Source organism: Paenibacillus sp. JNUCC32 (assembly GCF_014863545.1).
GTDB lineage: Bacteria > Bacillota > Bacilli > Paenibacillales > Paenibacillaceae > Paenibacillus_AQ > Paenibacillus_AQ lautus_A.
Genome location: NZ_CP062260.1, coordinates 5638090 through 5665000 on the forward strand (window position 1 = coordinate 5638090; position 26911 = coordinate 5665000).

28 protein-coding genes, 2 rRNA genes and 1 riboswitch (1 of these 31 cut by a window edge) are annotated in these 26911 nt (G+C 50.6%); of the genes, 3 read left to right on the forward strand and 27 right to left on the reverse strand.

Annotated elements, in window-relative coordinates:
• Positions 1-6 precede the first annotated feature (6 nt).
• Positions 7-570, reverse strand: coding sequence for an aminoacyl-tRNA hydrolase (pth, locus tag JNUCC32_RS24900; RefSeq protein ID WP_012818314.1), 564 nt, complete (start codon positions 568-570; stop codon positions 7-9).
• A 107-nt stretch (positions 571-677) separates the two neighbouring features.
• Here pth and JNUCC32_RS24905 point away from each other — a divergent pair, with 107 nt between their 5' ends.
• Positions 678-878, forward strand: a complete 201-nt coding sequence (locus tag JNUCC32_RS24905) for a hypothetical protein (RefSeq protein WP_006207422.1) — start codon at positions 678-680, stop codon at positions 876-878.
• Between the two features lie 160 nt (positions 879-1038).
• Here JNUCC32_RS24905 and JNUCC32_RS24910 read toward each other — a convergent pair whose 3' ends face one another.
• The 13 genes from JNUCC32_RS24910 to JNUCC32_RS24970 all read right to left on the reverse strand — a co-directional run bounded on the left by JNUCC32_RS24910 (position 1039) and on the right by JNUCC32_RS24970 (position 13746).
• Entirely contained in the window at positions 1039-1992 is a 954-nt protein-coding gene (locus JNUCC32_RS24910; protein ID WP_006207421.1) for a ribose-phosphate diphosphokinase, read from the reverse strand.
• Between the two features lie 83 nt (positions 1993-2075).
• Complete coding sequence (glmU, locus tag JNUCC32_RS24915) at positions 2076-3470, reverse strand: bifunctional UDP-N-acetylglucosamine diphosphorylase/glucosamine-1-phosphate N-acetyltransferase GlmU (RefSeq protein WP_009591944.1); 1395 nt, start codon at positions 3468-3470, stop codon at positions 2076-2078.
• Between the two features lie 110 nt (positions 3471-3580).
• Positions 3581-3865, reverse strand: a complete 285-nt coding sequence (spoVG, locus tag JNUCC32_RS24920) for a septation regulator SpoVG (RefSeq protein ID WP_006207419.1) — start codon at positions 3863-3865, stop codon at positions 3581-3583.
• A 183-nt stretch (positions 3866-4048) separates the two neighbouring features.
• Positions 4049-4876 (reverse strand): pur operon repressor, encoded by an 828-nt coding sequence (gene purR, locus JNUCC32_RS24925; protein ID WP_012818313.1) that lies wholly within the window; start codon positions 4874-4876, stop codon positions 4049-4051.
• Positions 4877-4985: 109 nt separating this feature from the next.
• Positions 4986-5840 carry a 4-(cytidine 5'-diphospho)-2-C-methyl-D-erythritol kinase gene (gene ispE, locus JNUCC32_RS24930; RefSeq protein WP_192570145.1) on the reverse strand — a complete coding sequence of 285 codons (855 nt, stop codon included), beginning with the start codon at positions 5838-5840 and terminating at the stop codon, positions 4986-4988.
• Between the two features lie 258 nt (positions 5841-6098).
• Entirely contained in the window at positions 6099-6281 is a 183-nt protein-coding gene (locus JNUCC32_RS24935) for a small, acid-soluble spore protein, alpha/beta type (RefSeq protein WP_009591920.1), read from the reverse strand.
• Between the two features lie 233 nt (positions 6282-6514).
• Complete coding sequence (gene veg / locus JNUCC32_RS24940) at positions 6515-6790, reverse strand: biofilm formation stimulator Veg (protein WP_006207415.1); 276 nt, start codon at positions 6788-6790, stop codon at positions 6515-6517.
• A 290-nt stretch (positions 6791-7080) separates the two neighbouring features.
• The gene (gene yabG / locus JNUCC32_RS24945; RefSeq protein ID WP_012818311.1) at positions 7081-7983 is read right to left on the reverse strand and encodes a sporulation peptidase YabG; all 903 of its coding nucleotides are present in this window, start codon (positions 7981-7983) and stop codon (positions 7081-7083) included.
• A gap of 115 nt (positions 7984-8098) precedes the next feature.
• Positions 8099-8983 (reverse strand): 16S rRNA (adenine(1518)-N(6)/adenine(1519)-N(6))-dimethyltransferase RsmA, encoded by an 885-nt coding sequence (rsmA, locus tag JNUCC32_RS24950; RefSeq protein ID WP_192570146.1) that lies wholly within the window; start codon positions 8981-8983, stop codon positions 8099-8101.
• A 3-nt stretch (positions 8984-8986) separates the two neighbouring features.
• Positions 8987-9532 (reverse strand): ribonuclease M5, encoded by a 546-nt coding sequence (rnmV, locus tag JNUCC32_RS24955; RefSeq protein ID WP_036661712.1) that lies wholly within the window; start codon positions 9530-9532, stop codon positions 8987-8989.
• Between the two features lie 186 nt (positions 9533-9718).
• Complete coding sequence (locus JNUCC32_RS24960; protein ID WP_012818308.1) at positions 9719-10906, reverse strand: resuscitation-promoting factor; 1188 nt, start codon at positions 10904-10906, stop codon at positions 9719-9721.
• A gap of 269 nt (positions 10907-11175) precedes the next feature.
• A riboswitch (cyclic di-AMP (ydaO/yuaA leader) is annotated at positions 11176-11390 on the reverse strand.
• 205 nt (positions 11391-11595) lie between these two features.
• On the reverse strand, positions 11596-12360 hold the full coding sequence (locus tag JNUCC32_RS24965) for a TatD family hydrolase (RefSeq protein WP_192572725.1): 765 nt from the start codon (positions 12358-12360) through the stop codon (positions 11596-11598).
• 96 nt (positions 12361-12456) lie between these two features.
• Complete coding sequence (locus JNUCC32_RS24970; RefSeq protein WP_145041189.1) at positions 12457-13746, reverse strand: HD domain-containing protein; 1290 nt, start codon at positions 13744-13746, stop codon at positions 12457-12459.
• A gap of 323 nt (positions 13747-14069) precedes the next feature.
• Between JNUCC32_RS24970 and JNUCC32_RS24975 the strand changes: the two genes are divergently transcribed.
• Positions 14070-14324 carry an AbrB/MazE/SpoVT family DNA-binding domain-containing protein gene (locus JNUCC32_RS24975; RefSeq protein ID WP_006207408.1) on the forward strand — a complete coding sequence of 85 codons (255 nt, stop codon included), beginning with the start codon at positions 14070-14072 and terminating at the stop codon, positions 14322-14324.
• Between the two features lie 265 nt (positions 14325-14589).
• Here JNUCC32_RS24975 and rsmI read toward each other — a convergent pair whose 3' ends face one another.
• The 10 genes from rsmI to JNUCC32_RS25025 form a co-directional block, all read right to left on the reverse strand.
• Positions 14590-15483, reverse strand: a complete 894-nt coding sequence (gene rsmI, locus JNUCC32_RS24980; RefSeq protein WP_192570147.1) for a 16S rRNA (cytidine(1402)-2'-O)-methyltransferase — start codon at positions 15481-15483, stop codon at positions 14590-14592.
• Positions 15480-16247, reverse strand: a complete 768-nt coding sequence (locus JNUCC32_RS24985; RefSeq protein WP_192570148.1) for a tRNA1(Val) (adenine(37)-N6)-methyltransferase — start codon at positions 16245-16247, stop codon at positions 15480-15482. The genes rsmI and JNUCC32_RS24985 overlap by 4 nt, the downstream gene beginning before the upstream one ends.
• A gap of 203 nt (positions 16248-16450) precedes the next feature.
• Entirely contained in the window at positions 16451-16819 is a 369-nt protein-coding gene (gene yabA, locus JNUCC32_RS24990) for a DNA replication initiation control protein YabA (RefSeq protein ID WP_009591928.1), read from the reverse strand.
• A 32-nt stretch (positions 16820-16851) separates the two neighbouring features.
• Positions 16852-17652, reverse strand: a complete 801-nt coding sequence (locus tag JNUCC32_RS24995; RefSeq protein WP_009591910.1) for a PSP1 domain-containing protein — start codon at positions 17650-17652, stop codon at positions 16852-16854.
• A gap of 57 nt (positions 17653-17709) precedes the next feature.
• Positions 17710-18696, reverse strand: a complete 987-nt coding sequence (holB, locus tag JNUCC32_RS25000; RefSeq protein WP_192570149.1) for a DNA polymerase III subunit delta' — start codon at positions 18694-18696, stop codon at positions 17710-17712.
• A gap of 83 nt (positions 18697-18779) precedes the next feature.
• Positions 18780-19223: a YaaR family protein gene (locus JNUCC32_RS25005; RefSeq protein WP_009591907.1), complete on the reverse strand. Its 444-nt coding sequence runs from the start codon at positions 19221-19223 to the stop codon at positions 18780-18782.
• 338 nt (positions 19224-19561) lie between these two features.
• Positions 19562-19891 (reverse strand): cyclic di-AMP receptor DarA, encoded by a 330-nt coding sequence (locus JNUCC32_RS25010; protein WP_006207400.1) that lies wholly within the window; start codon positions 19889-19891, stop codon positions 19562-19564.
• Between the two features lie 65 nt (positions 19892-19956).
• The gene (tmk, locus tag JNUCC32_RS25015) at positions 19957-20601 is read right to left on the reverse strand and encodes a dTMP kinase (RefSeq protein WP_192570150.1); all 645 of its coding nucleotides are present in this window, start codon (positions 20599-20601) and stop codon (positions 19957-19959) included.
• Positions 20602-20679: 78 nt separating this feature from the next.
• Complete coding sequence (locus JNUCC32_RS25020) at positions 20680-22347, reverse strand: aminotransferase class I/II-fold pyridoxal phosphate-dependent enzyme (protein WP_192570151.1); 1668 nt, start codon at positions 22345-22347, stop codon at positions 20680-20682.
• A 139-nt stretch (positions 22348-22486) separates the two neighbouring features.
• The gene (locus tag JNUCC32_RS25025; protein ID WP_006207397.1) at positions 22487-22672 is read right to left on the reverse strand and encodes a sigma factor G inhibitor Gin; all 186 of its coding nucleotides are present in this window, start codon (positions 22670-22672) and stop codon (positions 22487-22489) included.
• A gap of 233 nt (positions 22673-22905) precedes the next feature.
• On the opposite strand from JNUCC32_RS25025, the gene JNUCC32_RS25030 reads away from it, so the two are divergent.
• Positions 22906-23427, forward strand: a complete 522-nt coding sequence (locus JNUCC32_RS25030) for a hypothetical protein (protein WP_192570152.1) — start codon at positions 22906-22908, stop codon at positions 23425-23427.
• Positions 23428-23525: 98 nt separating this feature from the next.
• Here the strand turns inward: JNUCC32_RS25030 and JNUCC32_RS25035 are convergent, their stop codons facing one another.
• The 3 genes from JNUCC32_RS25035 to JNUCC32_RS25045 all read right to left on the reverse strand — a co-directional run.
• Positions 23526-23963: a hypothetical protein gene (locus JNUCC32_RS25035; RefSeq protein ID WP_012818298.1), complete on the reverse strand. Its 438-nt coding sequence runs from the start codon at positions 23961-23963 to the stop codon at positions 23526-23528.
• A gap of 343 nt (positions 23964-24306) precedes the next feature.
• Positions 24307-24423, reverse strand: a 5S ribosomal RNA gene (gene rrf, locus JNUCC32_RS25040).
• A gap of 149 nt (positions 24424-24572) precedes the next feature.
• Positions 24573-26911: ribosomal RNA gene (locus JNUCC32_RS25045) — 23S ribosomal RNA — on the reverse strand (it continues 589 nt past the right edge of the window).

A 26911-nucleotide genomic window follows, 5' to 3' on the forward strand; every position in this document is an offset into this window, starting at 1 on the left:
GCTCTTCTACGACTTGTTAAACTTCGCCATAGTCTGCTCAAAGGTATGACCCAAACTGAATTCCAGTGCGTCACAGGTCTCTTCCACCATGTGCTGCAGCTGTTCGCGCTCCTTCTTCGGGAACGTCCCGAGCACGTAGTCGACAATCGCATAACCCGGCTCGGGTCTCGAAATGCCCATTCGGACCCGGTTGAAGCTCTGGGTCCCGGTATGCTGAATGATGGACTTGATGCCGTTATGTCCTCCGGCGCTGCCCTGATACCGCAGGCGGATTTTACCGACGACGGTATCCAAATCATCATAAACCACAATCATGTCTTCCAGGCTCACCTTATAATAATCCATATAAGCACGCACAGCCTCGCCCGAGAGATTCATGAACGTCATCGGTTTGATCAGGACGGTTTTGGTGCCGCCAATCATTCCTTCGGCGATGACCGATTTGCATTTATTCTGATTGAACTTCAGGCCATGGCGCTCTGCGAGGGCATCCAATGCCATGAATCCAACATTGTGGCGTGTCTTCTCATAATTGGGACCGGGGTTGCCCAGTCCGACAATCCATTTCATCACAGGTTGATTCCTTTCACGATTTATACTTTCTTCTTTGCGCATTTCTGAGTACAATATGAACAAAACCTATTGGCGTTATGCCCTCATAAGAAGGTGAATCGGCATTGAAAGCTTTCGAACAGAAATTAACGCATCACAGCCATTTTCAATACCATATGAAGCATGGCATCCCTGTTCAGGTCTATGAACTCGGTTGTCACATCGACGTGGGTCTGATCACTGCGGTCGACGCCTATTTTGTCGAGCTTGAGGGAACGCTGTACAACCGGAGTACGTTCACTTTCATCTCCAGGCCCGGATACTGACAGGGGATGGACGTCGCCCTGATATTGGCAGGTCATGATTTTGAAAACGTTTTCTTGGTGGCTGTCCATCTGCATCTGACAAGGGCCGTAATGCCGTCATAGCCGACAAGGGCTACATTTCCCTCATGAGGAGATGTAACCCTGCCTTTTACACGGTTTATTATTCTATTTCAAACAACTTGCTGATCGACAATTCCTCGTGAACCCGGATGATGGCTTCACCCATCAGCGGAGCAACCGACAGTACCGTCAGTTTGCTGCTAGGGTTCGGATTGGTGATCGGAATGGTATCCGTTACGACAACTTCCTTCAGCGGGGAGTTTTCCAGACGCTCATGGGCAGGGCCCGAGAGAACCGGATGCGTACAGCACGCATAGACTTCCTTCACGCCGCCTTCCATCAACGCATTGGCACCCAGCACAATCGTTCCGGCGGTATCGATGATGTCATCGATCAGAATGGCGGTCTTGCCTTCGATATTCCCGATAATGTTCATGACTTCACTGACATTCGGCTCCGGCCGGCGTTTATCGATAATCGCCAGCGGGGCATTCAGGAAATCAGCAAGCTTTCTCGCGCGAACCACGCCGCCGTGATCCGGAGATACAACGACCGGGTTCTCGATCTGCTTCGAACGGAAATATTGGGCAAGGATCGGCACGCCAAGCAAATGATCCACCGGAATATCGAAAAATCCTTGAATCTGCATCGCATGCAGGTCCATCGTAATGACGCGATGAGCCCCTGCCTTTTCGATCAGGTTGGCAACCAGCTTAGCGGTGATCGGATCCCGCGAACGCGCTTTACGGTCTTGACGGGCATATCCGTAATACGGAATAACCACGTTGATGCTCTTCGCGGATGCCCGCTTGAGCGCATCCACCATAACCAGCAGCTCCATCAGGTTATCATTCACCGGCAAGCAAGTGGACTGCACAATATAGACATGACAACCCCGTACGCTCTCGGAGAGCTTAACTTGAATCTCGCCGTCACTGAAGCTGGTTGTATGCGACTCTCCCATCGGAATGCCGATGTAATCAGCGATTTGATGGGCAAGTTTAGGATTGGAATTACACGTGAATATTTTTAATTTAGAATCAAGATAAGTCATAGAATAAAAACCCTCCGTGCTGGTTCGTTGAATTAGGCTATCCGATCACCGCTTCTTATCTTGGAAAAGAGAAGCAGGGATAATTACGATTTCTTGTTCTTCTTGGCGATGGCGCGTGCCCGGATCTTCTCTGCGTACCCTGGCTTGTTCTCCTGACGCTGTCTGGCGATGGCCAGATCATTGTCCGAGACGGAATGCGTAATGGTCGAGCCTGCAACAACGAATGCGCCCTTGCCCACCTTCACCGGTGCAATCAAATTCACGTTGCTGCCGATAAATGCATCATCTTCAATCTCGGTAATGGACTTATTATAACCATCATAGTTGACTGTAATCGCACCGCAGCCGATATTGACGTTTTTGCCGACTTTGGCATCGCCAACATAACTGAGATGGGATACCTTAGAGCCGTCGTCAATCGTCGCGTTCTTCACTTCGACGAAGTCGCCCACCTTCACGTCAGCTCCGAGTTTTGCCCCCGGACGGAGATAAGCAAAAGGCCCTACCGAGGTTCGGGAGCCGACTTCAGCGCTGCTGAGCACCGAATGTTTGACGCTGGCACCATCCGCGATAACGGAGTCCTCGATGTCGGTGTCCGGCCCGATGACGCAGTCTTCGCCGATTACCGTGTTCCCTTTCAGAACGGTACCGGGATAAAGCACGGTATCCGAACCAATCTGAACGTCGGCTCCGATATACGTAGAAGCCGGGTCAATGATGGTAACACCGTTCAACATGTGCGAGCGGTTGATGCGCTCTCTCATGAAGCCTTCGGCTTCCGACAACGCCAGACGGTCGTTGACGCCAATCGATTCGGCGTAGTCATCCGTCTGATAAGCAAGCACGGTCTCGCCGGCTTGTTTCAGGATGCCGATGCAATCGGTCAAGTAATATTCCTGCTGCGCATTCTGGTTGGTTACGTTATCCAGTGCAGCAAATAGCTTTTTATTGTCAAAGCAATAGGTACCGGTATTAATTTCAGTGACGGCGTCCTCTTCCGGACTGCAATCTTTCTGTTCGACGATCCGAAGCGCGCTTCCATCCTCGCCTCGAATGACCCGGCCGTAGCCTTTCGGGTTATCCATATGCGCGGTGAGCACCGTGGCGGCCGCGTTGCTGCTTTCATGAAGCTTCAGAAGATTCTCCAGCGTCTCAGACGTCACCAGCGGAGTGTCCCCGCAAATGACGATCGTGGATCCCTCTTCACCGCCAAGCAGTTCCTTGGCTTGCTTTACGGCGTGACCCGTTCCGAGCTGCTGCTCCTGCAGAACATACTCGGCTGCGTCTTGCAGATAGGTGCGAACCGCTTCCGCGCCGTGGCCAACGACCACAACACTGCGTTCGCAGTTCACCTGCTGTACCGTTTGGACCACATGTCCGACCATCGGCTTGCCACAAACAGGATGCAGCACTTTATATAGTTTGGATTTCATACGTTTGCCCTGCCCAGCGGCGAGCACAATAGCAAATCTTTTCAAGGGCCATGCCTCCTCCTCTTGAACTCACTACTGAATATATATCATTCTACAAAAAAAGAAAAGAGAGCCATAGGTATGGCTCTCTTTTCCTTGAACCCCAATTATAAAACTTAAGCGCCTTCTTCAATCACTTCTTCTTCAGTAGCCGCTCGCTCATACTCGGCCAATACAGCCGATTGAATCTTCTCGCGGGTACCGGAAGAAATGGGATGGGCAATGTCGCGGAACTCTCCGTCAGGAGTGCGTTTGCTCGGCATTGCAACAAACATTCCATTGTTTCCGTCGATGACGCGAATGTCGTGAACGACAAATTCATTATCGATGGTAATGGATGCGATTGCCTTCATTCTCCCCTCAGAGTTAACACGGCGGAGTCTGACATCCGTAATTTGCATATGTGTTCACCACCTTTTTCCATCAGAGACTTGGTGTATAATTCCACACAGCAAACCCGAAATCCTTCTTTTTTCTACTACAAAATGTCCTAAAAACAGGAATTTTTTTTAGAATGTGATATTTTCGACAGACTTCGTGCCGATTCGAATGAAAACGCTATTATATCGACAAAAACCGCGTGCCTAGTTTTCGAAATAATTACCAGGTTTGACGGTAATTCTCTTGGTTTTGGAGTCTACGTCGCTCAAAACCGCGAGTGAAATATAGTCCTCCAGGAGTCTTTCCTCGGTTTCTACCGATCCCGATTCCACGAGGACCCCGACGCCTGCGACTTCGGCATTAAATTCACCCAGCAGATCGACCATCCCCTGAATGGTGCCTCCTGCCTTCATGAAATCGTCCACGATCAGGACCCGGGAGCGTTCCTTGAGCGCCCGGCGGGATAAAGACATCGTATGGATGCTCTTGTGCGAGCCCGACACATAATTGATGCTTACGGCCGACCCCTCCGTCACTTGATGGTCCCGGCGAACTAGTACGACCGGCAGGTTCAATTGCGCCGCCGTCGCATAGGCCAACGGAATTCCTTTGGTCTCCACGGTCATGACCACATCGATCTCCCGGTCGGAGAATGCCGTCGCAATGATCTTGCCCGCTTCGTTCATGAGCGTAGGTTGTCCGAGCAGATCGGACATGTACAGGTAGCCGCCCGGCAGAATCCGATCCGATTGCTGAAGCTGCTGGCACAGCTCCTCCGCAAAGCGCAGGGCATGGTCTCTGCGCAGCTTCGGAATGTACCTTACCCCTCCGGCCGCGCCGGCCAGCGTCTGAAGCTCTCCGAGCCCCTCGCTCTCAAATACGTCCTTAATGATCGCCAAATCCTCGCTAATGGACGACTTGGCTGCTCCATATCGCTCGGCGAACGTTGTCAGCGGAATCAGCGTATGCGGTTTGGATAGTAAATATTGGGTCATATCGACCAATCGTTCGCTTCGTTTTAATTTTTTCACCTAGGGTTCCTCGCTAAATCCGAATATTATATGTTAAATATAACACTTTTGTACGTATTTATACAACTTTGATTGCAATTCGCCCCCGAATTGTCAATTCCAACCGTTTCTAAGTGAGCAGGCGAACGGCATACACTTCCTTGCAGAAGCCCCGAAGGCCATTGTAAATCCGGGCCACCTTGGATTCCTTGGAGACCAGCCCGAAGACGGTAGGACCGCTGCCGGACATCAGCGCGCCGTCAGCGCCCAATTTCAGCATACCTTCCTTCAGCTGCTGAACTTCCGGGTGCATCTTCAAGGTGACTTCTTCCAGCACGTTGCCCAGCGACTGGCACATCTGCTGGAAGCTGCCCTGCGCCAGCGCGTCCACCATCCGCTCAGCCGAGGGATGGGACTGAATTTGCTCGCTGCGCAAGCGGCCATACACCTCCGCCGTCGACACATTGATCGGCGGCTTCGCCACGATCACCCAGCATTGCGGCGGATTCTGGATCGGCGTGAGGACTTCGCCGCGCCCCGTAGCCAATGCCGTGCCGCCAGTCACGCAGAACGGCACATCGGAGCCGAGCTCGGCACCGAGCGCGAGCAGCTCCTGCTGGGGGATGCCGAGCCCCCAGAGGCGGTTCAAGCCGCGCAGCGTTGCTGCCGCATCGCTGCTGCCTCCTGCGAGTCCCGCGGCAACGGGAATTTTTTTGTCCAGGTGGATATGTACACCCTTCTTCACGTCGTAGCGCTCTTTGATTAGTCTTGCTGCCTGAAAGGCCAAATTCTTCTCGTCCAGCGGTATGTATCCTGCCTGCGAGGTGATGATGATGGTGTCCCGCTTCTGTTCGGACATTTCGAGCCGATCGGCGAGGTCGATCATCGTCATGACCATCTCTACCTCATGAAAGCCGTCAGGACGTTTATGGAGTACATCCAGCATCAAATTGATTTTGGCCGGTGCTTTTTCGTATATTTTCAAGAACGTTCACCTATCCTTAGCTTTTCCCATATGCTTGAACTTAACATATTCGAGGAAAAACATCTAATGCCTCTATATTATCAAACTCAGGCTTTGAAGTCATGGGACCGTTTGATGACGTTTACGATGCACCGGCTTTAAGAAAAACGCCTATCGACGCGCATAACGTAAGCTGTTCCTGCGAGTCAGGAAGCTAAAGATGAAACAAACAGGGCCTTCCGCTTAATCGGAAGACCCTGCTGCGATGCAGCCATACTCTTACAGGTCGGATTTGCGGGCTGCCCGCTCGGCGAGCTCAATCGCCCGTTTTACCATGTTGCCGGCATCCTTGGCCTTAATGCCTCCCCAGCCCTCTTTTTCCACGGTGTCGTAGAATCCCAATTCTTTAGCCAATTCGGTCTTCAATTGATCGGACATGATGCTTCGTCTTCTTCTGCTCATCAATCCCGCCTCCTTGGAAAATGTATTGAGTATGGCATGAACAGCATCCTGCGCGACGCAGCGGCCTTCCATGGGCCTTACGCATGCTTAAGTCTCCGTCACCGCGTATAGAACGGCTGGGATAAGCTTCGCGCAGCTTTAGTATGCGTTCAACCCGTCCTTGTCATCCCTCCGGAAGGATGGCAACAAAAAACAGCCTCCCTGTAAGCGGAGACTGCTCTCATGACGTATCGTTATGACTTGATATAGGTGATTCGCATCTCGTTGTCGTCACCGGTGACCATGATCTCCACGGTTTCGGTCAAAATATCCGCATAACTGTAAGACACACGTTTAAAAGTTTGCTGGTCTTGGTCCAGCTTCACAATGAAAACAGAAGGGTACGTTTCTTCCAAAACACCAGTACGCTCGACGGTCTTCCGACGGCCACCGTTTGCCCGAAGCGTAATTTTTTGCCCTAAATGGGCATCGAGACTGCGTTTGATTTCCAACAGCGCATTTTTAGCCATTGTCGACGACCACCTCTTTCCTTGTCCATTATACCGAAGATTACATCATTTGTCAATTCAAAAACATTAATTATATCAGCATCAAAAATATATTGTCAATGTATTTTTTTTGACCCTGCCATTCTCGCGCTCATTTGCTTTAATATGTGCTAAATTGACAAGCTTTATGTAATTTTTTTGACAACTTTCTTAACGAATGGAAAGGAAAAATAAAAAAACCCCAGCGAGTGGGGTTCTTCTTGGTTCATTGTCCAGCGGTTATTGGACCTCTGATCGAACGGATTAGGCGCCTAACTGACTGAAGGCGTAACCTTCAAGGTGGACAAATCCTGCAGCTTGGGCAGACCGATCCGGTAGCTGCCTCTCGTCTCAATTCCGCCTACGCCCTGGCTGCCGCTGATCGTATGATGGACCACGTCATGGATGTTCACGGTATCCCGGACCGACGTATAGGCCGCTTTAGCGGCGACGTAAACGGGATCCAGCGCATGGATGAGGATTCGCCCCGGCGAGCTGGCAAAATTGGCTCCAGCCTGCAGCAGCGCCTCAAAATGCGATTGGCACGCTCCGGCCACGATGACCAGGGAATCCAGGTTCCGCTCATATTGACGCGCCACCTGAATCGCCGTGACGAAGTTGTGGGAATTCTTATAGCTGTCCAGGCTATATAAATCGTATGGCTGACGTCTCTTCAGAACCCCATCATGCCCCGTGATCACAACGATATCAGGTCTTACCCGCGGAAGAAGACGATATAATGAATCGGCCATCCCCGACTCATTGATATAATGGCCTTCCGCTGGGACCCGAAGCTGGTTGTACAAGGTCATGCTCTTCTTCAGATATTGGGGATCTCCATCCAAATGCAGCACCTTGCCCGGCACGTCAAAGTATCCTTTATCCGCAAGCTGGCCGCCTTCAGTATGCCGCAGGCTGGCCAGTTGACGCTCGCTCTGCTCCTGTCTTTGCTTCTGCAGGCGGTCCAGCGATTCATTGGCTTTGATCTGCGCCTGCTTTGTTCGTTCGCTTAAGGTGGGATGCGGGACCGTAACCAGATCATCAACGGGAGCATCGGCCAGTAACCGGAATTCCGTCCCTTTGATGACGATATTGTTATTTTGCCGCATGCCTTCTACCCGGAACGTTACATCGCCGCCGTAGGATTTACGAACGACCAAGTCTCCCAAGTTCATCACAACATCACCCCTACCCTATGGTATGGGCTACTGTGACTATTGGTTCTTGTTCAGCGCCAATTTATCGCGCGGAGGCAATCCGTAAGCTCCAGAGACTCCCTGAACGGCTGCGTCAACGGATATTGGCGCCGAACAGCACGTTGCTAAGCCGCGCATACTCCTCAATGCTAAGCGTCTCTCCGCGCCGTGAAGGCTCGATCCCTGCTTCCTGCAGCAGCTGCTCCAGCCGTTCACGTCCCTCACCCGGGAAGAACCGGCTCTTCAAATTGTTGGCAATCGTCTTCCGTCGCTGTGCAAATGAAGCCTGGACCACCTCGAAGAAGAATCGTTCATCTTCCACGCGGACGGGCGGCTGTTCCCGGACCGCCAGGCGAATCACGGCCGACTCGACGTTCGGCTGCGGAATGAACACCGTGTGCGGCACGATGCAGACCAGCTTAGGCTCGCTGTAGTATTGAACGGCAATGCTGAGACTTCCGTAATCCTTGCTTCCCGGTGCAGCGGCCATCCGTTCGGCCACTTCCTTCTGAATCATCACCACGATGTTCTCCAGCGGCAGCTTCTCCTCCAGCAGCTTCATGAGAATCGGCGTCGTCACGTAATACGGCAGATTGGCAACCACGCTTACCTTCGATACGTCCGCGAAATCCTGACGGAACAGCTCATGAAGATCCACCTTCAGCACATCCCCATGATGAACCCTCACGTTCCCGTAGGGCTCCAGGACTTCCCTTAGGATGGGAATCAGGCGCTGATCGATTTCGACCGCGGTGACGGTTCCTGCCGTCTGTGCCAGCTTCTCCGTCAGTGCACCGATGCCAGGTCCGATCTCGAGCGCGCCTTTATCTTCATCCAGTCCTGCAGCTTCCACGATTTTATACAAAATATTCTGATCGATGAGAAAGTTCTGGCCCAGACTCTTCTTGAAGGAGAATCCATGGCGCGAGATGATCTCCTTCGTCCGTCTTGGTGTTGATATATCCTCGATCCGACTCATTAGCTAAACGCCCCCTTCTTCCAGCTGTGCAAGTGCTGCCAGAAATTCTTCCCGCGATATTTGAAACATGGCCAATCGTTTATGGAACTGCTTGCTGTTGCAGTATCCGATGCCCAGCAGATTACCCATCGCCATCCGTCTTGCCGCAGCCTCCGGGTGAGCCGATAATCCTGCCTCCAGCATATCCTCCAAACTGATCAGGCTCTCTCCACCCTCAAAAGACGTGTGAACCCGCTCCAGCGCGCGCCGGATCGCCTCTGGCGAGGCATTCTCCACGCCGATATCCCCTTTCCGGGTAGCATCCGCTTCCGGAATGAAGGCGTGCTTGCAACCGGGTACGCCCTGATCCACGATTTTGCGGATTCGTTCACCCGCATGGTCAGGATCCGTCAATATGATAACGCCTCTGCGCTCCTGGGCAAGCGCTATGCGCTTCAGGATTTGTTTGTTGATCGCTGAACCGCCGGTTTCGATCGTGTCGGCTTCTACGGCCCGTTTAATGGCAACGGTATCGTCCCTGCCTTCCACGACAATCACTTCTTTAATCATGCGTTCGTTCTCTTCCTTCCCAAGCAGAGCAGGCCTGTACAACGTTAAGGCTCAACCCGTTTAGCCTTGATTACTCCCGTCTTAACAAAACAAAAGAAGAGGAAATATTCCCTCTTCTTGATCATCATATATTATAAGCTAAATAGTATAGCATTAGAATGGCAAAGTAAATTGGAATTCATGCGTCTAGTTCAATTCAGGTTTAACCGGACCGATCACGTAAACGGTGCGGCCGCTCTTCCGGCCGAAATTCATGGCCGATTTCAACGAATCGTAATAGACATCGATTTTGTTGCCTTTGATGGCGCCGCCCGTATCTTCAGCACGGCGGAAGCCGATGCCTTCGATGTAAACCCACCATCCGATCGGGATGATATTAGGATCAACGGCGATGGTGCGACCTTCCGTAACGCGTGTGCCGGATGCGGTACGCGTACCGATTCCTTGCTGTTCGGCGGAATACGCGGTCATCGACACGTTGTTCAATACCTTCTTGTATTTAAAATCAACGCCTGCGCGGGAAACCACGTTGTTCTCCACAGCCTTGGCGGTCGTTACTTTTTTCGTGCCGGACAATTTAGCCGGTGTAGCTTTTACATCGGTGGCTGCCGCCTGGACGATAACAGGCTTCTCCACTTTTTTCGTGCCTACGGCAATGATTTTATCCTTCGTTCTGCGTTCGATTTGTTGGGAGACCTTCGTCTTGGAAACCAGCTTTCCATTGTGGTAGACCTTCTCGTAATGGTTCACCATAAGACCAGACTCGCCCCGCTGAATGACGCGGTTATCGCCCTTTTCAAGCGATGGATCGGCCGTCTTGATCACGCGGAATTCGCGGTCTTCCGTTTCCTTAACTTTTTGCTTCGTGACGCGAACGACATTGATATTCATATTGCTGGTCAGCTTCGTGTCTTGCGACGGTTGTACTATATCTTCACCCTGGATCGTAACGCCAGCCTCTTTGAGTACATGATCAACTGTATCCTGGGATGTAAATATGGTTTTGGTTTTGCTGCCTACCGTAACGTTGACTGGAATAGCTCTGTCAATAATAATTCGGTCTCCGTCCCGTATTGCGCCGTTCAGGGGCATCGAAATTTGATCTTGGGGACTCAACGTGATCGCTTGCTCATCCAGCAATTCCTGCAGCAACGATCCACGTGTTTCCACCGTAGTGACCCGGCCGTCGACGACAAGCTGAACTTCCTTGCCTGCCTGGTCATGTACAACCAACGATATGAGAAGTGATACCGTAACGGCACCCATGGCGCCGAGCAACATCAGTTGACGCAAATTGTCATGCTTCCATCTCAATGCGTAAGACATGCTGGATGATTGTGATTCATGGGTTTCTTCAGGTTGAAAAATGCCCACTATTCCATCCTCCTTCATAGTCCCGCCGTCTAGGTAAACGCATGAATGCATTTGACGTGACTATAGCAATTTTTCTCACAGGGCGCCCTGCTATCTATCTACACCCTGCGTCAATTCCCGTCTTCCGTCCATCTGCCATCACCTCCTGTTTACCAAGAGTATGATGGACCCGTCTCCATTATTCAAAAATAAAAGAAGCCATTGAAAGAGTACTAGAGGCTCTAACGTGGCTTCCTGATGAATGAAATCATGGAAATGGTATGCACGAGATTTCCCCTCTTATTTCGCTTACGGAGTTAGCTGTCGGGTTCGGACGTAAGAGAGACGCCCTATATCCGGATGCCCGCTCATGGCGAGATCCTTCAAATTCACCCCAAAGACCCGAAAAAGAAATCAAATACAGCTTCGTGCATCCAGACCAGTATGCACCGCAGTATCGGTTCCCCCGTTCTCCAGAATTTCGGAGATTAAGCGAGACGGTTCATGAAATATTCGGCTGCGATCTGCACATCGCAGCTTCTTATCACTGAAAAGATGATATCCTGTTTGTATGCAGGTTGTAAAGCGACATTCAACCACATTTTCTCAAGTAAAAGGTTAAAATATTGTAATATCAACGCCTTTTCTGATTAAAAAACTTTAATTAATCGAAAATGCTCCCTTTTTCATCGCTTTTTCTCTTGTTTTCGTTAAATACCAAATCGTTCCAGCGCATTTTTGGTGGTAATTTGGGCCAATTCCTCATAGGACAACCCTCTAATTTCGGCCGCCGCCTCCGCCACCAATTTTACATATGCGGTCTCATTTCGTTTCCCGCGGAAGGGATGGGGTGTCAGGTAAGGCGCGTCCGTTTCGATCAATAATCGATCAAGCGGAACCTTTGCCAAAACCTCTTTGGGCTGCTTCGCATTCTTGAACGTAATCGGTCCCCCAAACGAGATATGGAATCCCATATCCAGGCACATTTTGGCCGTTTCCCAGCTTCCGGAGAAGGAATGCATGACACCGCCGACCTCGGAGGCTTTTTCCTCACGCAAAATGTTAACGATATCTTCATGCGCATCCCGGTTATGAATGACAATGGGCATGTTCAATTCCCGGGCAAGCCCGATCTGGCGCCGAAGCACGCGGTGCTGCACTTCCTTGGGGGACGTATCCCAATGATAGTCCAAGCCGATCTCCCCGATTGCCACCACTTTATCGTGACTGCATAAAGAGGCGATCCAATCCAGGTCCTGATCCTCCATGGTGATCGCATCTACAGGATGCCAGCCTACCGCTGCATATATAAAATCATAAGTCTCAGCCAGCTTCATCGTGGTCGGGATCGTCTCCCGGTTAAATCCGATATTGATCATCCGCGTAACGCCGGCTTCAAGCGCCCGCTGAATTGCAGCTTCCCGGTCTTCGTCGAATTGGGGAGCGTCCATATGAGTGTGCGTGTCGAACAGCATACTATCCACACTCTCCTTCCTGTCGTTTCTATGTCGTCTATTTTCCATTAGTTGGTTGAATGCAAGGGGATTAACGGTTGTCCTGTTTTGCCTGATTTAATGCTGTTGTTTGAAAACGTCGGCTATCGTCTCCGGCATTTGACCCAGGAGCGGGCCCACCTTCTCCTCCGGATAATAAAGATGGTACCGCCCTTTATGAATGCCGCTGATCGAGCGTACGATATCGGATACCTCCGAGATTTCCCTCAGCTCGTCATGCCGGTCCAGAAGGAGAATCTGTTTCTCGTTAAGCGGCATATCGGAATGAACCTTATCATAAGGAAGATCCGTTGGAAAATCAATCTCCAGGTCATATTCCGGATGCAGCCCCACGGCGCGGAACGCTTGGCGGATCCCGTCGATGGTTTCCAGATCGATGTTGTCGATTTCTACGTATTTGTAGAGCTTTCGGTGCATGAAACGGCCGCATAATTCGCTAAGAAGCGGGTCTTCCTCCTCCGTCCATTGCAGAAAGGCCGTTTGAATCAAGGCTTCATCAAGACGCAGGTATTGTTTCACGCCGATATTCCCCGAAAACAGCGCAGGCAGCGGTTCGATCATGAAACGGAAAGCATATCCACGGTCATGCAGCTCCTTGGCCCGGCGAAAGATTTGGCGCAGGATGATTTCGGAGCTTCGGGTGACGGGATGAAAATACACCTGCCAGTACATCTGATACCGCGACATGAGATAATCCTCCACCGCGTGCATGCCCGATTCCTTCACGACGACCCGATCGCGGTACGGCCGCAGCATCCGCAAGATTCGGTCGATATCAATCGTTCCATAATTGACTCCCGTATAGTAAGCATCCCTTAGCAAATAATCCATCCGGTCTGCATCCAGCGGACTAGTGACCAGATTCATGACAATTGGCTTATCGTAGGTTTTGTTAATAACGGAGGCGACCTTCTCGGGAAAATCGGCACCGAGCTCCTGAAGTACCCGATTGACGCAAGTATCTCCGAGCAGGATCCGGCATGTCCAATCCTCGTGGTTCATATGAAAAGCTTCTTCTATGGAATGCGAAAAAGGTCCGTGCCCCACATCATGCAGCAGCGCCGCGCAGAGCGCAACTTGCCGTTCCTCGGCAGGCCAATCGGAATACCCTCTCCGTTCGAATTGAGAGATGATTCTTCTCGTAATTTCATAGACTCCAAGAGAATGGGAGAATCGGCTGTGCTCAGCTCCATGAAAGGTCAGGAAAGAAGTGCCCAACTGCCTGACCCGGCGAAGCCGCTGGAATTCCGGGGTATCGATTAACCGCCAAATGATGTCGTCCTGTACATGAATATAGTTGTGGACGGGGTCCTTAAACACTTTTTCTTCCGAAATGGGTGAATGCATTTCATCTCAACTCCTTCTCGTTAACTCTTTAGTTTTAGCCGATAAACACTTCTTTTGACATCTGGTGTCGAACTGTGTCGAATAACGTAAAATCACGCTTTCCAAATCGACAAATCCAAAATCGCCGCAAAAATTGGTTCGATTATGGTAATTCCGTTGCTATATAAGGCTTTTGTTCACTATACTTTCGTAAACAGGTTCCGATTTTTCAAAAATATAGGTTGACTGTTTTGGGAATCGTTGGTACTATAAATAACATAAAAACTAGAACTATGTCGAATTATGACTTTTTTAAATTATGGCGAGAGGGGCATTTATAAGTTATGATGAAATCAACAGGAATTGTAAGGAAAGTCGATGAGCTTGGACGGGTCGTCATTCCGATTGAGTTGCGCCGCACGCTCGGAATTGGTGAGAAAGATGCATTGGAGATTTATGTAGACGGCGAACGCATCATGCTTAAGAAATATGAGCCTGCCTGCATCTTCTGTGGTAACGCTGAGAACGTCACTTACTTCAAAGGTAAAATTGTTTGCCATGAATGTATCTCGGAAATCCCTACACCTGTGACAAATTAAGATTTTTAGTATATAATAGCATTATTACATTTTGTTAATTCTAACCTTTTTCATATCTCCTTGGTGCCTTCCTCGGCTATGAACCCGGCCGCAGGAGGGTCTTTTTTTGGGATTAAAGAATTATACGTTTTCAGTGAAGCGTATCCTTTCTTTAATCCCATTTATATGTTTTGGGGTCCCCGTAAAGTATTTGGAATAAGCATCGAAGCTTGGGTCCACTTTGTGGAGCTTTTTGTTTATCCCCCTTGGGCCAAGCAAGCCATATTCACGACTCCGTCAGGAGTGCGTTATAGATGTCCCTTTTCGATACGCCGCGATCACCCGCGGTTTTTTTCATGGCATCCTTGCGGCTTAGTCCTTCCCGCTCATAGTGCCCCACATGCTCCTCCAGCGAAAGCTCCTGCCACCAGGCATTTTTCTCTTTCTGCTCCTCTTCTGCACTGCCGGCTTCCACCACCAAACAATATTCGCCCAGCGGCGGATGCTCCGTGAGCCAGTCCAGGCATTCGGAAATGCTGCCGCGCACAAATTCCTCGTAGCGCTTGGTGAGCTCCCGTGCCAAGGTCACCTTCCGATTTCCCAGTACCTCCTGCAGGATCTCCAGCGTCTTCTTCACGCGATGCGGAGATTCATAAAATAATAACGTTCCCTGCGCCGATTGCAAAGCTTGCAGCTGTTGGACGATATCTTTGCGCTCCCGCGGCAAAAAACCGATAAACGTAAACCGTTCGGTCGGCAAACCCGACACGATTAAGGCGGATAACGCCGCATTGGCTCCCGGGATCGGAATGACCGAAATTCCTGCCTCAATCGCAAGCGAAACCAGATCACTGCCAGGATCTGAAATCGCCGGCAGACCGGCATCGCTGACGAGTGCCACATTTTTTCCTTCTATTATATAACGTATGATTTCAGGACCGCTTGCCGCCTTATTATGCTCGTGATAACTAAACAGCGGTTTAGCCGGAATTTCGAAATGGGTCAGCAGCTTGCGTGACTGCCTCGTATCCTCTGCAGCGATAATATCGCATTCCTGCAGGATGCGTACGGCCCGGTACGTTATATCCTCTAAATTCCCGATCGGCGTTCCCACCAAATACAGCGAACCCGGACTTCCCGCTCCCCGGTCGGCATAACTCTGTTGCACAAGATTTCTCATTCTTTTGTCTCATCCTCATGTGTTCCATAGTAAATTTCCATAAAATCCGGGCCGTAATTCCCCTGCTCATCATACACAATCAGCGGTGGCTTCAGCCGAACCTCGGGCTTTCCATCCCGAATGCCCTCGATCAGGACCATGTTGGCTTCCATCTTCACTCGCGGATGCACAAATCGGATGACCTTGGGCTCAATCCGGTATTTGCTCATCAGGGTGATAATCTCCGCCAGCCGCAGAGGCTTATGAACCATGCTCATCTTCCCGCCTTGTTTGAGCAGCCTTGCACAGGACTCAATGACTTCTTCAAGCGTACAGTGAATTTCATGCCTCGCAATCGCCTGATGCTCATTCAGCTTCAAGTCGCTGCCATTCATCGGCATATAAGGCGGGTTGACCGTAATCAGGTCATACGCTCCATATCCCTTTTCCTTGTACAGTTCTCGCAGATCGCCTTCATGGATCGTGATCTGGTCCTGAAGGTCATTCATCGCTACGCTCCGTCTGGCCATATCCGCAAGTCTGGGCTGAATTTCAATCCCCTCGATCGGCACGCCTGTACGTGTCGACAGCAGAATGGGAATTACCCCGTTACCCGTGCACATATCCAGAATCCGGCCCCTGCGCGGTATGCTGGCAAACCTGGCAAGCAGGACCGCGTCCATGGAGAAGCTGAATACCTCTTCGCTTTGAATGATGCCGAGCTCATGGGTAAGCAGATCATCGATCCGCTCGGATGGTTGCAGTAACACTTCTTTCAATTTCATGGTTTCAACCCTTTATCTCTATAATTCGTTATATCCCCGCTACTTTGGTGTGTAACTCTTTCCACCCTTGCCTGATGATATGAAATACGTAAAAGGCTGCTCTTCACATTGCATGACAAGCAGCCATATGTCTCACTAGCGATCCTTACAGTATAACCTTTCGATTCTAGAAAAAAACCGTAGGCAATTTCCCCTACGGCTTCTTATTTATTCAGAAAAGACAAGCAGAACAGGCAATCCCCTTCCGTCCGCAGATGTCCATAATAGACATTGCAAATGTGGAAGCCTTCATGATACAGCCGTGCCAGGTTATCGTACCCCTCACCGACCACATCTTCATGTTCCTCATCCTTCACATGAGGTTGAGGTTGTAAAGCAACTGGGTTTTCCAATTCTGCCGGATTGACTTCCCTCTTTAATATTTTCCGGAGCTGTTCATTTTCAAGACTGAGGCGATGGTTCTCTTCCAGCAGTTCCTTGATGACCAGCTTAAGTCCACCCAGTTCACTGTGTATATGTCCCATCTGTGTTTCCAACTCTTGAATGAGCACAAAAATGTTTTTCTTCTCCAAGTCTACACCCCGAAAATAAACATTCTATTGGACTATTTGATGACAACGTCATCCATTGGAAGTTCCTTGACCTTTCCAATTTCAAACAGCTGAACATGAACCGTCCGCTTATCCGCATTGAGCCCGACTACTTTGCCTTCTCCAAGCGAAGTAACGACCAGTTTCCCAGCGGATGGAAGCTCTTCTTTCACGCTTTCATAATTATCATGCTCAAACTTCAGGCAGCACATCAATCTTCCGCATAGCCCGGAAATTTTAGTCGGATTGAGCGATAGGCTTTGATCCTTTGCCATCTTGATCGATACCGGCTCAAAATCACCAAGCCATGAGGAACAGCACAGTACGCGTCCACAAGGTCCAAGACCGCCGAGCATTTTGGCTTCATCGCGAACTCCAATCTGGCGAAGTTCGATTCTTGTTCGGAATATGCTGGCCAGATCCTTAACCAGTTCACGGAAATCCACACGGCCTTCCGCCGTGAAGTAGAAAATGATTTTGTTTCGGTCAAAGGTAAATTCCACGTCGACCAGCTTCATTTTCAGTTCGTGATCCCGAATTTTATTTAAACAGGTGGTGAATGCATCCTTCGCCGCTTGTTTGTTCTCTTCAACCACACGGGCATCGGAGTCACCAGCGATACGAATGACCTTCTTAAGGGGAAGGACAACGTCCGATTCACCTACCTCCTTCTTTCCTATCACAACTTGACCATACTCGATCCCTCTCGCGGTTTCCACAATTACGGATTGTTCCTTCTCCACGGGGAGGTCGAGCGGATCAAAGTAATATATTTTGCCCGCTTTCTTAAAGCGGACACCTACTACACTGTACAAAAATAAACCCCCTTGTGCCTGTACATATTGGCCATTCTTCGGGCCTGGGGGGTGTGCTCACGCCGGAGTGTTACCGCCCAAACCCATCAATAACTGCTCTAAACTGAGCTGTCCATTGACATTATAGCGTAACTTCTTCTGACACTCTGCGGCCAAATCCATGTATGACACCCACTGTGCTGTGCTGCGGGCTGATGCATGACCAGAGATATTCTCTGCCTGATCTATGAAAACGAGAGACTCTTTCCTTCCATACTGGACATGGATCATGTCCTTAAACCATAAATGAAACATACTGAACAATAAGTCCAGATGATCGGAGAGTTCGGTTTTGAACACTTTTTGACTCGCGGTGATCATCGCAGAGCCGCTACGGTTCAAAGACTCCTTCCCTAATTGTAACACTACGTTTCTAATTTCTGCAAACCAATTCTCATTCAATATTTTCCTGCACTCGTCAAGCCCGGATGCCAGATGAACGGCACAGCGTACAAGCGCGGCAGGATAGCCCTCACCTACAAGGACCTTTTCCATCATCTGCGGATCGAGTGCCCGAAACGGGACTAACTGCGATCGCGATTGAATGGTGGGCAGAAGGGCTTGTCCATTCTCGGCAATCAGTATGGCGACGGCAGGCGCCTGCGGCTCCTCAAGAAATTTCAGCAGGCTGTTGGCTGCCTGCGTGGTCATCTTCTCCGCACGGTCAATAATATATACCTTGGGGTTCCGATTCTCCGATCGATAGGAGAATATCCGCTGAAGATCGCGGATCTGATCGATCTTGATGCTGGCCCCATCCGGCTCGACCATCGTCAGATCCGGATGGTTGCCGTGCTCCACCTTGCGGCATTCCAAACATTGCCCGCAAGCATCGTCTTCCCGTTCCGTACAAAACAATGCCTTGGCAAACGTAAGCGCCGTCTGCATCTGTCCGGCACCGTTCGGGCCGCTAAACAGATAGGCATGACTGACAGCATTACGGCGCAAGGCATTTTGCAGCAGTTGCTTCGCAGTCTCTTGACCTACGATATCGTTAAAAGACATATGTCCTCACCTTCTACCAATCCTTCATGATCCTCTATGACGGAACAGTCCATCATTTCAAGTAAACTTTCTTACGCTTGCGGCTAGAATACAAGATTGATCAGCATGCCCCGGATTTCCCCTACCTTGTTCAGCAGATCAATTCTCCCCTGTTCCGTATCCAGCAGCTCATCCGCCATCTCGAGCAGCGCCGAATCGACCTCATCGATTACGTTATAGCGCTTGCCGCGCCCCCTGCGGTCCCAGCCTCGCGTTTCCTTCATTTTTACGCCGCGACGAACCGTTTCTTCCAGGAAGCGGCGAACCATCAATTTATATGCCTTTAACTCCCGGACGGTCATTGCTTTGGCCAAACGATCCCCTTGCATTGCAATTTCACGCATTTGACGACTCAGCTCTTCATGGGTCGCACGTTCTCCCTGCTGCTGCATCATATCCGAGAACGATCGCTTCTGAATCGGTCTGGCGTTGCCATCCGGCACCGTGATTTCGCTTTTCATGGGCCGAAAGCCCGGATTGATCTTCACCTGAATCCACCGCCTATTGCGTTATTTGTTGCATCTAATAAAACGGAGGCATCTGGTACGTTCATATCGAACAACCTATGCCTCACGTGAACGTACCTTGAAATGGTTATCTTGTCAAGCGATTCGCCGACAATGATCGAAATACGGGGTGCTTGATCCGGAGTCCATCTACAATATCCATTTATGAAAGATCATCTCCCGATTGCAGCGATCTACGGTAACTATTTTTATTATGATACAGAAGTGGTTCAGAAGACTTTCAATACAGGAGAACACAGCCGTCAAATATCCCAATAAAAACATCCGTTACGTATCTATCGCAGATCTAGAGAATGAATTTAGAAATGCTCGAAACGTTCTACAGGGAGTACAAATACCGTTGCGCCGCCAACCTGCACTTCAACCGGAAGCGGCAAATAGGAATCGGTTGTACCGCTCATAGGGGTTACCGGAGTGACCAGCTGTTCGCGGACCTTACAGCTTGTGCGAATGACGCTGAGCACACTTTCAACCTGTGAATCGTCTACCCCAATCATAAAGGTGGTGTTCCCCGCCTTCAGAAAGCCGCCCGTACTTGCAAGCTTTGTCGCCCGAAAGTTAGCTTTGACCAATGCGGCGGAGAGACGGTTGCTATCTTTATCCTGGACAATCGCAACAATCAATTTCATGGTAAACCCTCCTTGTTTATTTTGGGCATCGTATGCCCTTAACACTACTTATTTGACAAACAACCTCAAAAATCCTTTAATATCGCGTCTTCCAAGTGACGATTCATTTCCCTTTCGACCTGCGCGGGCGTCTTGGAAGCATCCACGATGCGAATTCGATCCAGATTACGCTCTGCTACCAATAGATAGCCTTCCCTAACTTTCTCGTGAAATGTCAGGTTCTCCATATCCAGTCGATTCCATTCCCGTTCTGCATTCGCCGCGATCCTTGACAGGCCGATCCTCGGCTCGATATCGAATAACAGCGTCAGATCCGGCATCCGGGTATCAATGGCGAACTGATTGATGCTCCATACCTCTTCCATGCCCAATCCTCGCGCATACCCCTGGTAAACCAGGCTGCTGTCCACGAATCGGTCGCATAGGACGGTCAATCCCTGCCTTAATGCCGGCTCCACCTTCTCCACAAGATGCTGGCGGCGGGCTGCCGCGTATAACAATGCTTCTGTGCGTGCATCCATCGCGGTGTGCTCCGGATCCAGAATAATGGAGCGGATCTTCTCGGCGATGTCTATGCCTCCGGGCTCGCGGGTAATCAGATACGGGATCGAATGATTCTGCATAAAGGCAGCGAGTCTGCCCATCATGGTCGTCTTACCGGAACCTTCTCCTCCTTCTACGGTAATAAATAGTGGTCTGCGATTATTCATAGCGTATCCTGCTTTCATCATTTGTTGATCATATGCCCCAAGTTTTACGTACCGGCGCATAACGGAGGTTTCCATCCTTTACGTTTCCTTGTAAACGACAATGGTTTGCAGCGTGGGATCGGTTATTCCTTGACACTTGGCCCCGGCCATCCTCAATGCCAGCATTCTCTGTTCCATTTCTGCTGTTATGTCTTCGCCGGGGTATAATATCGGAATGCCTGGCGGATACGGAATAACCATCTCGGCCGCCTTTCGCCCGGCGCTCTTTGCTAGCGGCACCGATTCCAATCGCTCCTTGTCAATCGGCTTAAGCGAGAAAGGGACTGGAGCTGAATATGGAGCCTGTCGCAGCAAATTGTTCCACGTGGAAACATCGGAGACCGAATTTTCTTCAGTTAACAAGTTAGCATCGACATTGAAGTGAGAAGAGCCCTCATTCAAGTGGATCCCCGGCCGCTCGTACCTCGCGAAATCCCCCTGTTCCCGCAATTTCCGGATCAGTAATTCCGTATTTTCCGCAGCAGTGCCTGGTTCCATTCCGGTCTCATCTGTCTTCTCCCCCTGCTCTACAATATGCACAAGAGCCCATAAGACGTGATTCGCATCTTCGCGGGTCGATCCCAATGTAAACAATAAGACGACGCGCAGCTCGTCACTCATCTCCGGCACGCAGCCGTGCGCCTCCAGTGCGCGCTGTAGTGCATACCCGCTAAGGGCCCCGGTGCGGTCATAAATGACCGCCTTGAACGGGTCCTGGCGGGTGTACGCCGCGGCGGATGTGCCCGCGGCGCCTTCCATGGGCTGCGGCGGCTGCAGCAGCCCGAAGCGCGGCAGCTTCGCGAGGCCGCGCCGGAAGGCATCCACGGCGGCCAGGCCAGCCGTGAAGGCGCCTGCGCCCTGCGTGTGCAGCAGGCGCCGTGCCAGATCCAGCGAAGCCATGAGCGGGTACGAGGGGCTGGAGCTTTGCACCATCGCCAGCCGCTGGCGCAGCAGGCTCCGGTCGAGCAGCCCGCCCTGTACATGCAGCATGGCTCCCATCGTCATTGCGGCTAACATCTTGTGCGTGGATTGGACCACGCCGTCCGCGCCGCATGACAAAGCATTCATCGGCAGCTGTGGATGCTGCCCGTAATGCGCTCCGTGCGCTTCGTCCACCAGCAGCGGCACTCCGCGCTTATGGCAGGCCTCCGCCAGCGGCCTTATGTCGCTCCCCATCCCGTAATAGTTCGGCATCGTGATGATCGCTCCCTTGGCCTCAGGGAAGGCCTCAAGAGCCGCTGTCAGCGTAGCTTCTGATGGGGCAACGGCTAAACCGCTCTGCTTGTCCAGCTCCGGCTGAAGAAACACCGCCCTTGCACCGGCCAGCATCAATCCGTTCAACACGGACTTATGTACGTTCCGCTGCACCAGCACGAGATCGCCCGGCTCACGGCATACCGTCAGGATCAGCGCCAGATTGCCGGCCGTGCTTCCGCCCACCAGAAAAAAGCTTTCTTCGGCGCCAAAACAATCGGCAGCCAGCTCCTGCGCTTCCTGAATCACGCCTTCCGGATGAAATAAATCATCGGTTCCGGTAATTTCCGTCACATCGATGCGCATCGCCTCTCGCAGCATCTCCGCTGCGTCACCTTCTGCCCCGTATGCCCTGCCGTTCTTATGGCCGGGTACATGAAAAGATGAAGCCCCGCGTTCCCGGTATAACCTTAAAGCTTCAGTAAGTGGGGCACGCTCTCTATGTGTAGTCATCGACATATCCCTTCGGATTACATTCTCTAACCTATTTTAACGCAAATTGAAACCTACGCCTACGTTTCCATGCCCTGAAAATCCTCTCTAAACAAAAAAAGGCCCTTACTTCAGGCCCATTTAACACGCGTACCCGCGCCTATGCATTCTTCGGCATCGCAATCTGTTTTAATTGACGGATAAAAAAATGATATTTGGCATCTTCCGCACTGGTATGGACGATTTCCGATTCACATTCCTCGCATACGAATTGCGATACAATGGTGATTCCATCGGTCTTCGACTGATTGCATATGATACACACGTGTTCGGTCAATTCTTCCATAACCATCCCACCTTGATCCTTTTCCTATTAGTATGACACAGTTTCTATTATTTTAAACCTTTTCATAGGATATCTTTCTACGCTTTATTTATATGTACCCCTTGATGGCCTTGTGTCTGTACCTTTTTTTTCAGCTTAATAAAAATATGATTTTGTCCGATAAAAACATAAAAGACTAAAACTTCTCGTCTATCGAAATTTATCTTCTATTTAAAGGGGGACGGCATAGCCCAATGGCAGATCCACACGGTCAAGCCACCTTTTATCACTACCGCTTAATCAAGAAAATCCAGTTTTCCAAAAGCTTGCTCATCCTCTACTTAAGTCTGCCTTGGCTTGCTGCAGCTGCAGGGACCCTATGGGTGTCTCCGTACATTCTGCTCTATATGCTCATCGCTTTTCCGCTTATGTTATGGATCCAGTACGTTATCGGTCATACCGTGCTTGTCCTTCTGGGAACAGGCTATCGGAAGCGCTGGCGCTTCAGGCTGAGGCTGCCTTGGCTTGGTTATATCCCAGATCAACATGTCAGTCGTCGCGTATTCATGTTGGTGCAGTTCTATACCTGTTGGGTAGGGATAGTCTTAAGCGCTATCATGGCCTTCTGGTCATCGCTGCCGTTTGCCATTGCGATTGTGTTCTGGCATCTATGGCTGCTTCTTCCCCGAGCTTATACCATGCTGCGCCTGAGCGGTCAGCGCAAAGACGGGATGTTAAAAATGAATGAGCAGGATATCTCATACTACCAGCAATAAAGTAAAGGATTTTTCGTGTTTGAATTTATTACATAGCGTTGTAACCATATTCTCTGGTACATGAAATAAAGACCTCATTCCGAAGCCGGAAGAGGTCTTTATTCATTCGCTTTATTGCTTTCCAATCCTTGTATGACTTGTTTCTTAAGCTGAGTAGGAACCGTGATTATGAGAAAATCGTCTTGCACCGACAGGTGGACGATACTTTTACCTTTTTCAAACACTAACGAAGACCCGTTGTCTTCAACTTCCTTCTGCTTCCATCCCCAGGACTCGATTTCATCCAAGTAAGGCTCAGGAATACTGTCGTCTTCCTTCAAGCCTGGAAGCGCATAGCGTACATAATCCAAGTCACTATTGCCTGTCGTCTGCTCCGTTTTATTCGCTTCCTTCGGAACCGGGAATGATTTCACATTCGCTGCCCCGTCAAAGGATTTCCAGCTTGGTTCCGTGGATGCCCCGCATCCGGATCCGATTAACAGTATCGTACCCGCACAGATCATTCCTGCCACATGCAGACCACTTTTACGCAACATGTCATTGTCCTCCTTCCCCCACAATAACCGGTCTCCAGATGAGTATTCATAGTTGGTTGGTTAATGGAGAACCTTCCAATCAGGCCTTCATTCCTATAGCCTGCGTAAATCGGTAAACACTTACCCGATTATGCCTAATTCTATTATACTGATTTTCGGTGTGGTATCGGTAACAAAATCTTCATCTGTTTACGTCAATTTTATGATCATGTTATATAACAGAAAAGCCGCTGGCACTTACGTTTGGTGCTATTTTAAGCGTTGGACCTCTTAATACGGCAAAGCATCAAAAGTCCCATAAACAAATAAAAACCACCATCGATTACATCGACAGTGGTTTTTCGCTTGGCGACGTCCTACTCTCCCGGGACCCTTCGGTCCAAGTACCATCGGCGCTGGAAGGCTTAACGGTCGTGTTCGGTATGGGAACGCGTGGAACCCTTCCGCCATCGCCACCAAACGGTTCAGATGCTTGATCACCTGAAAACTAGATACGAAACGAATTTGCAGCACATTAGAATCCGTAGCATTCACCCGATGTGGTATCGGGGTCCCCGAAAAGTAATCGGCATCCGCTTCAAAGCTTTGCTTCACTTTTTGGGGTGTTTTTTGGATAAGCCCTCGACCGATTAGTATTGGTCAGCTCCATGCATTGCTGCACTTCCACCTCCAACCTATCTACCTCGTCGTCTTCAAGGGGTCTTACATACTGGGAAATCTCATCTTGAGGGGGGCTTCACGCTTAGATGCTTTCAGCGCTTATCCCTTCCGTACGTAGCTACCCAGCCATGCTCCTGGCGGAACAACTGGTGCACCAGCGGTACGTCCATCCCGGTCCTCTCGTACTAAGGACAGCTCCTCTCAAATTTCCTACGCCCACGACAGATAGGGACCGAACTGTCTCACGACGTTCTGAACCCAGCTCGCGTACCGCTTTAATGGGCGAACAGCCCAACCCTTGGGACCTACTTCAGCCCCAGGATGCGATGAGCCGACATCGAGGTGCCAAACCTCCCCGTCGATGTGGACTCTTGGGGGAGATAAGCCTGTTATCCCCAGGGTAGCTTTTATCCGTTGAGCGATGGCCCTTCCATGCGGTACCACCGGATCACTAAGCCCGACTTTCGTCCCTGCTCGACTTGTAGGTCTCGCAGTCAAGCTCCCTTATGCCTTTGCACTCTTCGAATGATTTCCAACCATTCTGAGGGAACCTTGGGGCGCCTCCGTTACTCTTTAGGAGGCGACCGCCCCAGTCAAACTGCCCGCCTGACACTGTCCCCGTACCGGATTACGGTACCAGGTTAGAACCTAGATACGATCAGGGTGGTATCCCAACGTCGCCTCCACACAAGCTGGCGCTCATGCTTCAAAGGCTCCCACCTATCCTGTACAGATCGTACCCAAATCCAATATCAAGCTGCAGTAAAGCTCCATGGGGTCTTTCCGTCTTGTCGCGGGTAACCTGCATCTTCACAGGTATTAAAATTTCACCGGATCTCTCGTTGAGACAGCGCCCAAGTCGTTACGCCATTCGTGCGGGTCAGAATTTACCTGACAAGGAATTTCGCTACCTTAGGACCGTTATAGTTACGGCCGCCGTTTACTGGGGCTTCGGTTCACAGCTTCGGGTTTAACCCCTAACCGCTCCCCTTAACCTTCCAGCACCGGGCAGGCGTCAGCCCGTATACTTCGCCTTACGGCTTCGCACAGACCTGTGTTTTTGCTAAACAGTCGCTTGGGCCTTTTCACTGCGGCCCCCTCGGGCTATTCACCCTACCGAGGCACCCCTTCTCCCGAAGTTACGGGGTCATTTTGCCGAGTTCCTTAACGAGAGTTCTTCCGCGCGCCTTAGAATTCTCTTCTCGCCTACCTGTGTCGGTTTGCGGTACGGGCACCTTCACCTGACTAGAGGCTTTTCTTGGCAGTGTGAGATCATGACCTTCGCTACTATAATTTTCACTCCCCATCACAGCCCAGCCTTAATGATGTGCGGATTTGCCTACACATCAGCCTCACTGCTTGGACGGACATCCATCAGTCCGCGTCACTACCCTCCTGCGTCACCCCATCGTTCATAACGGTTTACGGTGGTACAGGAATTTCAACCTGTTGTCCTTCGATTACGCCTTTCGGCCTCACCTTAGGTCCCGACTTACCCTGAGCGGACGAGCCTTCCTCAGGAAACCTTGGGCTTTCGGCGGATCAGATTCTCACTGATCTTTTCGTTACTCATACCGGCATTCTCACTTGTATGCTGTCCAGCGCTCCTTACGGTACACCTTCAACCTACATACAACGCTCCCCTACCCCTGATGCAAGCATCAAGCCATAGCTTCGGTGGTGTGTTTAGCCCCGTTACATTTTCGGCGCAGAGTCACTCGACCAGTGAGCTATTACGCACTCTTTAAATGGTGGCTGCTTCTAAGCCAACATCCTGGTTGTCTGTGCAACTCCACATCCTTTCCCACTTAACACACACTTGGGGACCTTAGCTGATGGTCTGGGCTGTTTCCCTTTTGACAATGGATCTTAGCACTCACTGTCTGACTCCCGGATATAAGTCTATGGCATTCGGAGTTTGACTGAGCTTGGTAACCCTTGCGGGCCCCGCACCCAATCAGTGCTCTACCTCCACGACTCTTCATTCCGAGGCTAGCCCTAAAGCTATTTCGGGGAGAACCAGCTATCTCCGAGTTCGATTGGAATTTCTCCGCTACCCCCACCTCATCCCCGCATTTTTCAACATACGTGGGTTCGGGCCTCCAGTGCGTGTTACCGCACCTTCACCCTGGACAGGGGTAGATCACACGGTTTCGGGTCTACGCCCACATACTAAATCGCCCTATTCAGACTCGCTTTCGCTGCGGCTACGGCTTCTCGCCTTAACCTTGCATGGGAACGTAACTCGCCGGTTCATTCTACAAAAGGCACGCCATCACCCATAGATC